We start from the raw sequence: 9,434 nt of genomic DNA, 5'->3' as shown, positions 1-9,434 counted from the left end.
CATCTCGGCGATCACCGCTTGCGGAATCGCGTCCTCCGCCTCGACCTCGGCCTCGAGCGGACGGAGCCGTTCGGCAACGAAGCGCCGCACCGCCTCGATCAGCGCAGCAAATGTCTCGGGGTCCAGCGCCACATACCTCTCCCTCTTTTTCTGGCGCGAGGGTTACGGAAACGATCGTTGTCGGGCAAGCCTTTCCCTACCCGATATTCAAAAATCGCTCAGACGGCGCGCGGCTCGCCGGGCTTGCCGAGCGGACAATCGAGCGCGGCACGATCCCAGCGGCCGAGATCGGCGGCGGCATCGTAGGTCGACTGGCAGAAGGCGAGCAGTGCCGCATCGGGATCGGCCGCCGTGCGCACCGCATCATAGCTGAGCAGGAACTCGCCAAGCTCGGCATTCCACGTCGCGCCCTCCGGCATCACGCCGGCATCGGCATAGCCGGGCGGCGCGGGATAGGCATAAGCGTAGAAAGCGGGTTGCGGATAAGCGTCGCTGCCGGGCCAAAAGCCAACGCTCGCTTCCTCGTGGCTGTACGCCTCGCAGGTCACGGCATCGGGCAGGCCGGGAAAACCGCCGGGGTGGCGCGGCGCCGCACGGCCTGAAAAGCGCGTCGAAGCGAGATCGAAGCTGCCCCAGAAAAAGTGGATCGGGCTCGCCTTGCCGAGAAAGCCGGTGCGGAATGCGCCGAACACGCGCTGCACTTGGATCAGCGCGCGCCAGAAGTGGCGGGCGGCCTCCCCATCATAGGGCCGCTCCGCACGATCCTCGGCGAAGGGCACCGGATCAGGCATTTCGCTGGGCTTCGGATCGAACCGGCAATCGACGCCAAGATGGCGGAGCGCGGCTATCACCGCGGCATGGAAATCGGCAATCGTGCCGGCTTCCAGCGCGATCAAGCGCTCGTCACCCTCGCTCGTCGAGAACCGCACACGATCAGCCAGCAGATCGAAATCGATCTCGAGAAGGCGATCGTCTACCGCGATCGCCGAGGTCGTCCAGCCGCGCGCTGTGAGGTAGAACGGCACATGCCAGCTGTGGTTGAGCCACGGCGACAACGCCAGCCGGACCTTGCCGACGATCTGGCAGCGCAGTTGCAACCCGATCGCCGTCTCGCGCCAGGCCGGCCAGTCGAGCTCGGGCCAGGCGCCGGCGCCGCTCATGCGACGGCGGTGCCGCCGACGGTCAGCCCCTCGACCAGCAGGGTTGGCTGGCCAACACCGGCGGGCACGCCCTGCCCGGCCTTGCCGCACATGCCGATGCCCTCGTCGAGCGCGAAGTCGTTGCCGATGCCGGTGACCTTGGTCAGCACGGTGGGGCCGTCCCCGATCAGCGTCGCGCCCTTGATCGGGGAGCCGAGCTTGCCGTTCTCGATGCGATAGGCCTCGGTGCAGGAAAAGACGAACTTGCCCGAGACGATATCGACCTGTCCGCCGCCGAACGACTTGGCGAAAATGCCCTTCTTCACGCGGCTCATCAGCTCGGCGGGGTCGTCATTGCCGGCGCGCATGAAGGTGTTGGTCATGCGCGGCATCGGCGAATATTCGAAGCTCTGACGGCGGCCGTTACCGGTCGGCTGAACGCCCATCAGCCGGGCGTTGAGGCGATCCTGCATATAGCCCTTGAGCACGCCATTCTCGATCAGCACGTTTTCCTGCGTCGGCGTGCCCTCGTCGTCGATCGAGAGCGAGCCGCGGCGATCGAGAATCGAACCGTCGTCGACTACCGTGACGCCCGGCGCGGCGACGCGCTCGCCGATGCGGCCGGAGAAGGCGGAGGTGCCCTTGCGGTTGAAATCGCCCTCCAGCCCGTGGCCGACCGCTTCGTGGAGCAGCACGCCGGGCCAGCCGGGGCCGAGCAGCACGGTCATCTCGCCGGCGGGGGCATCGACCGACTCGAGATTAACCAGCGCCTGCGCCAGTGCCTCGTCGATCGCGCGGTTCCATACATCCTCGCCCATCAGGCGATCGTAGAGATAGCGCCCGCCGACCCCGAAGCTGCCGGTTTCGCGGCGGCCGTTTTGCTCCACCACGATCGAGACGTTGAGGCGCACCAGCGGGCGGATGTCGGTAGTGACGAAACCATCGGCGCGCACCACCTCGACCACGCTCCACGAGCCGGACAGGCCCACCGATACCTGGCAGACGCGCGGATCGCGGGCGCGCGCGGCGGCGTCGATCGCCTGGCACAAATTCACCTTGTCGGCGAACGGGACCAGGTCGATCGGATCGGCGTCGGTGTAGAGATGGCGATTGGTGTGCTGCGGCGGGCCGGCCTTGGCGCGCGCGGAAGGGTCGATCAACGCCATGGTTTCGCCGGCGCGGCGGATCGCCGCCGCCGACAGCTCGTTCGAATGGGCGAAAGCGGTGGTCTCGCCCGAGATCGCGCGCAGGCCGAAACCCGATTGCGTATCGTAGCTCGCGGTCTTGAGGCGGCCGTCGTCGAAGCCGAACGCTTCGGTCTTGCGATATTGCAGGAAGAGTTCGCCGTCGTCGGCCTTGGCCAAAGTCTCGGCGGTGAGCGTCTGCGCGGTCTCGGGATCGAGGCCGTCGCGATACAGGAAGGAGCGGGGATCGGTGATGGTCATGCTTCTCGATATAGGAGGTGCGGCGCTCAATCGAAGAGGCCGTCCTGCATGTCCTTCGGCGGCGCGATGCCGAGGTGCTTCCAGCCGCCGGCGTTGAGGCAGCGGCCGCGCGCGGTGCGGGCGACGAGGCCGAGCTGGATCAGATACGGCTCGATCACTTCCTCAATCGTGTCGCGCGGTTCGGAAAGGCCCGCGGCGAGCGTTTCGACGCCCACCGGACCGCCGCGATAGATATCGGCGATCATGTGGAGATAGCGGCGATCCATCGCGTCGAGGCCGAGATTGTCGACCTCCAGCCGATTGAGCGCCGCGTCGGCCGTCTTGGCATCGACCGTTTCGGTGCCGGCGACATTGGCGAAATCGCGCACCCGGCGCAGCAGCCGCCCGGCAATGCGCGGGGTGCCGCGCGCGCGCCGCGCGATTTCCCGCGCGCCATCCGGGGCGACGTGGAGATCGAGCAGGCGCGCGGCGCGGGTAACGACGTGTTCGAGCTCGTCGACCGTATAGAAATTGAGCCGCACCGGGATGCCGAAGCGATCGCGCAGCGGGGTGGTGAGCAGCCCTTGCCGGGTGGTCGCGCCGACCAAAGTGAAATGCGGCAGGTCGATCCTGACCGAGCGCGCCGACGGCCCTTCGCCGATCATCAGATCGAGCGCGCGATCCTCCATCGCCGGATAGAGCACTTCCTCGACCGCGGGCTGGAGGCGGTGAATCTCGTCGATGAACAGCACGTCGCCATCTTCGAGATTGGTAAGCAGCGCGGCGAGATCGCCCGACTTGGCGATGACGGGGCCGGAGGTGGCGCGGAAGCCCACCCCCATCTCCCGCGCGATGATCTGCGCCAAAGTGGTCTTGCCGAGCCCCGGCGGGCCGAAGAACAGCACGTGATCGAGTGCCTCGCCGCGCGACTTGGCGGCTTGCAGGAACACGCGCAGATTGTCGCGCGCGGCGGCCTGCCCGACGAACTCGTCGAGCGACTTGGGCCGCAAGGCAGCGTCCATGTCCTCGGGCTTGCGCTGTGCGGTCAGGATACGGTCAGCATCGCCCATCAATCGTGCTCGACATCGTCGCCGGTGATACTCACCCATGGGTGGCGGCGGTTTTCGAAGACGGAGAAGTGCGGGGGCGGGAAGGTCGGGTCGGCGAAGGCGCCGAGCGGGATCGCGATCAGGCCGGGCATGCTTTCGTTGCGATAATAGAGGCCCGAACCGCAGGTCGGGCAGAAGCTCTGGGTCATCGCGCCATTGTCGCCGGTGCGGGTCCAGTCGGTCGCGGCGCCGGTGATCGTCACGTCCTTGTCCTCGAAGCGCGCCTGCGCGGCAAACGCGCTCCCCGAACGGCGCTGGCAATTGAGGCAGTGGCAGACCGAGACGCGGACCGGCTCGCCCGACACCTCGACGCGGAGCTGGCCGCACTGGCATTCGGCGTGGCGGGCGGTCATCGGCGTTTCTCCAGCTTGCGCTCGATGCGTTCCCACAGGCCGGCAATCGCGGCGACCCCGACGGCACGACGCGGCGCATAGGCGCCGAGCGGGGCACGGGCCTCGCTCATCGCCTCGAACGCGCTGGCCATCGGGATCACCGGCCAATCGGGCTCGGCCTCGAGCGCGGCGCGGTGGAGCGCGCGGCGGCGGTCGACCATCGAATAGACCGGCAGGAGGCGCGCATCGGGGCTCTTCTTGCCGTGGAGATGCTGTTCGATCGTCGCCAGCGCGCGGCGCGACAGCGGCGACGGGATCACCGGCACGACGACGAGATCGGCGGCGCGCAGAATCTGGTCCGAGGTGTCCGAGAGGCCGGGCGGGCAATCGATCAGGATGCGATCGTGATCGCGCGCGAGGCGCTGGGCGAGCTTGGCGACGCGCTTCTTCTTGTCGAGTTCGTGGAAAGCGATGTCGAGCCCGCGCAGCGAGGCATCGGCGGGGAGCAGATCGAGGCGGGGGATGTCGGTCGCGCGGACCAGCTTTTCCGGATTCACCGCGCCGAGGATGGTCTTTTCCGCTTTCGGGCCACCGGCGCCGTGGCCGAGAATCCAGGTCGCGGCAGCCTGGGCATCGAGATCCCACAGCAGCGTCCGGCGCGACGAGAGCGCGGCCGCGGCCCAGGCGAGATTGACCGCGATGGTCGTCTTCCCGACGCCACCCTTGAGGCTGTAGACCGCGATGATCCTGCCGCTCATCTCGATGCCTTGCGTAGCGCCAATCGCACCAGCGCGTCGAGGGTCGCGCCGGTGCCGAGTTCATCCTCGGCAGCTTTCACCGCGGCCGACGCCTCGGCCGGCTTGAACCCGAGATTGCCGAGCGCGGAGACGGCATCGGCCGACACGCCCGTCGCGGCGACGGGCGCGCTGCCGCCGCTGCCGAGCGCGATCGCGCCGGCCTTGTCCTTCAATTCGCGGACGATGCGTTCGGCGAGCTTGGGGCCGACCCCGTTGGCGCGCGCGACCATCGCCTTGTCCTGCCGCGCCACCGCGGTGCCGAGTTCATCCGGCGCGAGCACCGAGAGGATCGCCAGGGCGACGCGCGCGCCGACCCCCTGCACGCTGGTGAGGTGGCGGAACCAGTCGCGCTCGGCCGCCTCGGCAAAGCCCATCAGGCGGATCGAATCCTCGGCGACCAGCATCTCGGTGTGAATCGTCACCGCCTCGCCGGTGGGGCCGAGCGCGGCCAGCGTGCGCGACGAGGCGCCGACGAGATAGCCGACCCCGGCGACGTCGATCACCGCATGATCGATTCCCGTGGAGACGAGCAGGCCCTTGAGGTGCGCGATCATCGCTCAGCGCCCTCCTCGACGAGGGTGAAGTGGAGAAAGTGGAGAGTGTCGCGCGGATCTTCACAGGGCAGCGCGAAAGACCGTGAACGAGGCGGATGGGATCGAGCGACGGTCATGCTCGGGACATAAGCAGAACGAGGCCGTGTAGGAAAGGTGTTTCGGCTGTTCAGCGGGTGAGTCGGCGCGCGGACGCGAGATGATGCGCGTGGCAGATCGCCACCGCCAGCGCGTCGGCGGCATCGGCGCCGTCGATCCTGACGCCGGGCAGCAGGCGCGTGACCATCGCATGGACCTGCGCCTTTTCCGCATTACCGACGCCGACCACCGCCTTCTTGACCAGGCGCGCGGCATATTCGCCGACATCGAGCCCGGCGCGGGCGGCGGCGCAGATCACGACGCCGCGGGCCTGACCGAGCTTGAGCGTCGATTGCGGGTTGGCGTTGACGAACACTTCCTCGACCGCGGCGGTATCGGGGACGTGGTCGGCGATCAGCGCCGATAGCATCGCATCGAGATGCGACAGGCGGCCCGGCAATGGCGCGGCGCTATCGGTCTTGAGCTTGCCATTGGCGAGATGCGACAGGCGGTTGCCCTCGGCGCGGATCAGCCCCCAGCCGGTCGTGCCGAGCCCGGGATCGAGGCCGAGGATCAGCAAGGGTGCACGCGAAGGCGCGAAGGCGCGGAGAAGGAAGCAGAAAGTTCGCGCAGAGGCGCAGAGGCGCAAAGAGGATGCGTGCTCAGCAGGCGCCCTGCGTCAGCAAGGCAGACGTCGCATGCGGCAGCCACATGCGATAATGGCCGCTGGCGCGGCGGCGGGCGCGCTCCCTCTGCGCCTCTGCGCCTCCGCGCGAACCACCCCCTTCGCGCCATCGCGCCTTCGCGCGAAACGAGCACTAGCCCAGCTTCTCCATCACCGCGTCGGAGACTTCGTAATTGCCCCACACGGTCTGGACGTCATCATCGTCGTCGAGCGTGTCGATCAGCTTGAACAGCGTCGCGGCATCGTCTTCGCCGACCTCGACATTGTTCTGCGCGCGCCAGGCGAGCTTGACGCCTTCCGGCTCGCCGAGCGTCTTTTCGAGGTTTGCGGCGACTTCGTGGAGCGCCTCGACCGAGGTCCAGATCTCATGACCGTCGTCGCTCGACGAGACATCCTCGGCGCCGGCCTCGAGCGCGGCTTCGAATACCTTGTCGGCGCTGCCCGCATCGGCGGGGTAATTGATCAGACCGAGCCGGTCGAACCCGTGACTGACCGAGCCGGCGGTGCCGAGGTTGCCGCCGTTCTTGCTCATCGCGGTGCGCACATTGGTCGCGGTGCGGTTGCGGTTGTCGGTCAAGGCTTCGATGATGAGGCTGACGCCGCCGGGACCGAAGCCTTCGTAGCGGATTTCCTCGTAATTCTCGGTATCGTTGCCGGCCGCCTTGTCGATCGCGCGCTGGATATTGTCCTTGGGCATCGACTGCGCCTTGGCGGCGTTGACCGCGGCGCGCAGGCGGGCGTTGGCATCCGGATCGGGAATGCCGGTCTTGGCCGCAACGGTGATCTCGCGGCTCAATTTGGAGAATAGCGAGGAGCGCTTCTTGTCCTGCGCGCCCTTGCGATACATGATGTTCTTGAACTTGGAATGGCCTGCCATCGGGTGCCTCTGGGTTGGGGCGCAGTGCGTGGAAGTCTCGAGCCGTCATGCCGGGCTTGTTCCGGCATCCACCGTTCCGCAGGAGCCGCGGCGGCCGATTATGCGGCACCGTGGACCCCGGAACAAGTCCGGGGGACGTTCGGCGACCTCAGATCATGCCGAGCGCCTGCATATAGGTTTCGAGGATCGCTTCCTCTTCCTGATACTCTTCCTTCTTCTTCTTGCGGATCGAAAGGATCTTGCGGATCGCCTTGGGATCGTAGCCGCGGCTCTTGGCTTCGGCCATCACGTCCTTGATGTCGTCGGCGATGCCTTTCTTTTCCTCTTCAAGCCGCTCGGCGCGCTCGATCAGCAGCCGCAGTTCGTCCGCCGCGACATGCCCGCCGCCCATGCCTTCGCCACGCTCTTCCGCCATATCTTTTCCCGCACCCCGAGGGCGCGGCCCTTTCTTCGATGATGAGATGAGTCGCCGGAACCGGCGACTGGACCGTCGCCTCTACGGGGTTCGCCGGTGCGGCTCAACCCCGGCCGGGCTCGGTCATCGCAGGCGGATCGCTTGCCGGGAACGATTCGTCGAGCGCCTCATCGAGATCGTCCTCGACCTTGTTCTTCGCCACGCTCGCTTTCATGCGATCGAGCTGTTCGGGCGTCGCCTCGGCCTGATGCTGCGCCTTCCACTCGGCATAGGTCATGCCGTAGACTGCTTCGCGGCCCGCCTCCTTGCTGAGCGTGCCCTCGCTCGCTTCGGCCAGCCAATCGCCCAGGCAATTGCGGCAGAAGCCGGCAAGGCCCATCAGGTCGACATTCTGCGCATCGGTGCGATGGCGCAGGTGCCGGACCAGGCGGCGAAACGCCTTGGCGGCGACGGCATCATCGATTTCGTTGAGCGCTACCATTTTTGCCTCCGACGGTTGATCCTTTCGAGATAGGGTTTAGGGACGGCTCCGCACAACCCGCAGGAAATTATATGACCAAGGCCTCCGCCCCCCGCTCGCGCAAGGTGCGCGTGCTCGCGACGCTGGGCCCGGCGAGCAATTCGCCGGAGATGATCGAGAACCTGTTCGCCGCCGGCGCGGACGCGTTCCGGATCAACATGAGCCACGGCGATCAGGCGTCCAAGATCCCGGTGATCGAGGCGATCCGCGCGCTCGAAAAGAAATACGGACGGCCGACCACGATCCTCGCCGATCTGCAGGGGCCGAAGCTGCGCGTCGGCAGGTTCGCCGGCGGCAAGGTGATGCTCGAAACCGGGCAGACCTTCGTCTTCGATCGCGATTCGACGCCGGGCGATGCCGCGCGCGTGGAATTGCCGCATCGGGAGATTTTCGAGGCGATCGAGCCGGGCGCGCGGCTGCTGCTCGACGACGGCAAGCTGGTGCTGCGCGTCACCGACAATGACGCCGAGCGGATCGAGGCGCTGGTCGAGGTCGGCGGCAGGCTTTCCAACAACAAGGGCGTCAACGTGCCCGACGTGGTGGTGCCGATGGCGGCGCTGACCGATAAGGATCGGAGCGACCTCGCCTTCGCGCTGGAACAGCATGTCGACTGGATCGCCTTGTCGTTCGTGCAGCGCCCCGACGACCTCGCCGAAGCGCGCAAGCTGATCCAGGGCAAGGCCTCGCTGCTCGCCAAGATCGAGAAGCCCGCGGCGATCGACCGGCTCCCCGAGATCATCGAGATGTGCGACGGCGTGATGGTGGCGCGCGGCGACCTGGGCGTCGAATTGCCGCCGCAGGACGTGCCGCCCTTGCAGAAGATGATCGTCGAGGAATCGCGCAAGCAGGGCAAGCCGGTCGTCGTCGCGACGCAGATGCTCGAATCGATGATTACCTCGCCGACGCCGACGCGCGCCGAAGTGTCCGACGTGGCGACCGCGATCTATGACGGCGCCGACGCGATCATGCTGTCGGCCGAGAGTGCCGCGGGCGAGTGGCCGGTGCAATCGGTCGCGATGATGAACTCGATCGGCGAAGCGGTCGAGCGCGATCCGCGCCACGGCGACCGCGTGCATTTCACTGTGACCCGCCCCGACCCGACCACGGCGGACGCGATCGCGGAAGCCGCCAAGCAGATCGCCCGCACCGTATCGGCGACGGCGATCATCTGCTTCACCGCATCGGGATCGACCGCCCGGCGCGTGAGCCGCGAGCGCCCCTCGGTGCCGATCATGGTGCTGACGCCCAAGATGGAGACGGCGCGGCGCTCCGGCCTGTTGTGGGGCGCCTATGCCGTGCACACTCGCGACGTCGATTCGTTCGAGGAAATGGTCGCCAAGGCCAAGCGCATGGCGCTCCGGCATCACCTCGCCCAGGCCGGCGACCGGGTGATCGTGATCGCCGGCGTGCCGTTCAAGACGCCGGGATCGACCAACGTGCTGCACGTCGTGCGGATCATCGGCGACGAGCTGAAGAACCATTCTGATTGATCTGCGTCATCCGGTCG

The 9,434-nt window shown here is 67.2% G+C and carries 11 protein-coding genes; 1 reads left to right on the top strand and 10 read right to left on the bottom strand.

Annotated features, from left to right (window positions below; genetic code table 11):
• Nucleotides 1–218 precede the first annotated feature (218 nt).
• The 10 genes from K7G81_RS14765 to K7G81_RS14720 all read right to left on the bottom strand — a co-directional run bounded on the left by K7G81_RS14765 (nt 219) and on the right by K7G81_RS14720 (nt 7,888).
• Nucleotides 219–1,160: a DUF5996 family protein gene (locus K7G81_RS14765; RefSeq protein ID WP_223031578.1), complete on the bottom strand. Its 942-nt coding sequence runs from the start codon at nt 1,158–1,160 to the stop codon at nt 219–221.
• On the bottom strand, nt 1,157–2,584 hold the full coding sequence (tldD, locus tag K7G81_RS14760; protein ID WP_223031577.1) for a metalloprotease TldD: 1,428 nt from the start codon (nt 2,582–2,584) through the stop codon (nt 1,157–1,159). The genes K7G81_RS14765 and tldD overlap by 4 nt, the downstream gene beginning before the upstream one ends.
• Nucleotides 2,585–2,610: 26 nt before the next feature.
• Nucleotides 2,611–3,633 carry a Holliday junction branch migration DNA helicase RuvB gene (gene ruvB / locus K7G81_RS14755; RefSeq protein ID WP_223031576.1) on the bottom strand — a complete coding sequence of 341 codons (1,023 nt, stop codon included), beginning with the start codon at nt 3,631–3,633 and terminating at the stop codon, nt 2,611–2,613.
• Nucleotides 3,633–4,025: a GFA family protein gene (locus tag K7G81_RS14750; RefSeq protein ID WP_223031575.1), complete on the bottom strand. Its 393-nt coding sequence runs from the start codon at nt 4,023–4,025 to the stop codon at nt 3,633–3,635. Before K7G81_RS14750 ends, ruvB begins: the two co-directional genes overlap by 1 nt.
• Nucleotides 4,022–4,762, bottom strand: coding sequence for a ParA family protein (locus K7G81_RS14745; protein WP_223031574.1), 741 nt, complete (start codon nt 4,760–4,762; stop codon nt 4,022–4,024). Before K7G81_RS14745 ends, K7G81_RS14750 begins: the two co-directional genes overlap by 4 nt.
• The gene (gene ruvA / locus K7G81_RS14740; RefSeq protein ID WP_223031573.1) at nt 4,759–5,355 is read right to left on the bottom strand and encodes a Holliday junction branch migration protein RuvA; all 597 of its coding nucleotides are present in this window, start codon (nt 5,353–5,355) and stop codon (nt 4,759–4,761) included. The genes K7G81_RS14745 and ruvA overlap by 4 nt, the downstream gene beginning before the upstream one ends.
• A gap of 166 nt (nt 5,356–5,521) precedes the next feature.
• Nucleotides 5,522–6,010 (bottom strand): crossover junction endodeoxyribonuclease RuvC, encoded by a 489-nt coding sequence (gene ruvC, locus K7G81_RS14735; RefSeq protein WP_223031572.1) that lies wholly within the window; start codon nt 6,008–6,010, stop codon nt 5,522–5,524.
• 238 nt (nt 6,011–6,248) lie between these two features.
• Complete coding sequence (locus K7G81_RS14730; RefSeq protein ID WP_223031571.1) at nt 6,249–6,992, bottom strand: YebC/PmpR family DNA-binding transcriptional regulator; 744 nt, start codon at nt 6,990–6,992, stop codon at nt 6,249–6,251.
• A gap of 148 nt (nt 6,993–7,140) precedes the next feature.
• Entirely contained in the window at nt 7,141–7,383 is a 243-nt protein-coding gene (locus tag K7G81_RS14725) for a DUF2312 domain-containing protein (protein WP_223031593.1), read from the bottom strand.
• A gap of 127 nt (nt 7,384–7,510) precedes the next feature.
• On the bottom strand, nt 7,511–7,888 hold the full coding sequence (locus K7G81_RS14720) for a DUF1244 domain-containing protein (protein ID WP_223031570.1): 378 nt from the start codon (nt 7,886–7,888) through the stop codon (nt 7,511–7,513).
• A gap of 71 nt (nt 7,889–7,959) precedes the next feature.
• Here K7G81_RS14720 and pyk point away from each other — a divergent pair, with 71 nt between their 5' ends.
• On the top strand, nt 7,960–9,417 hold the full coding sequence (pyk, locus tag K7G81_RS14715) for a pyruvate kinase (RefSeq protein WP_223031569.1): 1,458 nt from the start codon (nt 7,960–7,962) through the stop codon (nt 9,415–9,417).
• The last annotated feature ends 17 nt before the right edge of the window (nt 9,418–9,434 follow it).

This window comes from Hephaestia mangrovi, assembly GCF_019880555.1.
In the GTDB taxonomy this organism is placed as follows: Bacteria; Pseudomonadota; Alphaproteobacteria; order Sphingomonadales; family Sphingomonadaceae; genus Sphingomonas; species Sphingomonas mangrovi.
Note: the sequence above shows the minus strand (reverse complement) of the source record. Positions and strands in the feature narration are given on the sequence as shown.

Excerpts from the sequence above, each read along its gene's own strand:
- K7G81_RS14765 (WP_223031578.1), bottom strand. The coding sequence starts at position 1,160 with ATGAGCGGCGCCGGCGCCTGGCCCGAGCTCGACTGGCCGGCCTGGCGC.
- tldD (WP_223031577.1), bottom strand. The coding sequence starts at position 2,584 with ATGACCATCACCGATCCCCGCTCCTTCCTGTATCGCGACGGCCTCGAT.
- ruvB (WP_223031576.1), bottom strand. The coding sequence starts at position 3,633 with ATGGGCGATGCTGACCGTATCCTGACCGCACAGCGCAAGCCCGAGGAC.
- K7G81_RS14750 (WP_223031575.1), bottom strand. The coding sequence starts at position 4,025 with ATGACCGCCCGCCACGCCGAATGCCAGTGCGGCCAGCTCCGCGTCGAG.
- K7G81_RS14745 (WP_223031574.1), bottom strand. The coding sequence starts at position 4,762 with ATGAGCGGCAGGATCATCGCGGTCTACAGCCTCAAGGGTGGCGTCGGG.
- ruvA (WP_223031573.1), bottom strand. The coding sequence starts at position 5,355 with ATGATCGCGCACCTCAAGGGCCTGCTCGTCTCCACGGGAATCGATCAT.
- K7G81_RS14730 (WP_223031571.1), bottom strand. The coding sequence starts at position 6,992 with ATGGCAGGCCATTCCAAGTTCAAGAACATCATGTATCGCAAGGGCGCG.
- K7G81_RS14725 (WP_223031593.1), bottom strand. The coding sequence starts at position 7,383 with ATGGGCGGCGGGCATGTCGCGGCGGACGAACTGCGGCTGCTGATCGAG.
- K7G81_RS14720 (WP_223031570.1), bottom strand. The coding sequence starts at position 7,888 with ATGGTAGCGCTCAACGAAATCGATGATGCCGTCGCCGCCAAGGCGTTT.
- pyk (WP_223031569.1), top strand. The coding sequence starts at position 7,960 with ATGACCAAGGCCTCCGCCCCCCGCTCGCGCAAGGTGCGCGTGCTCGCG.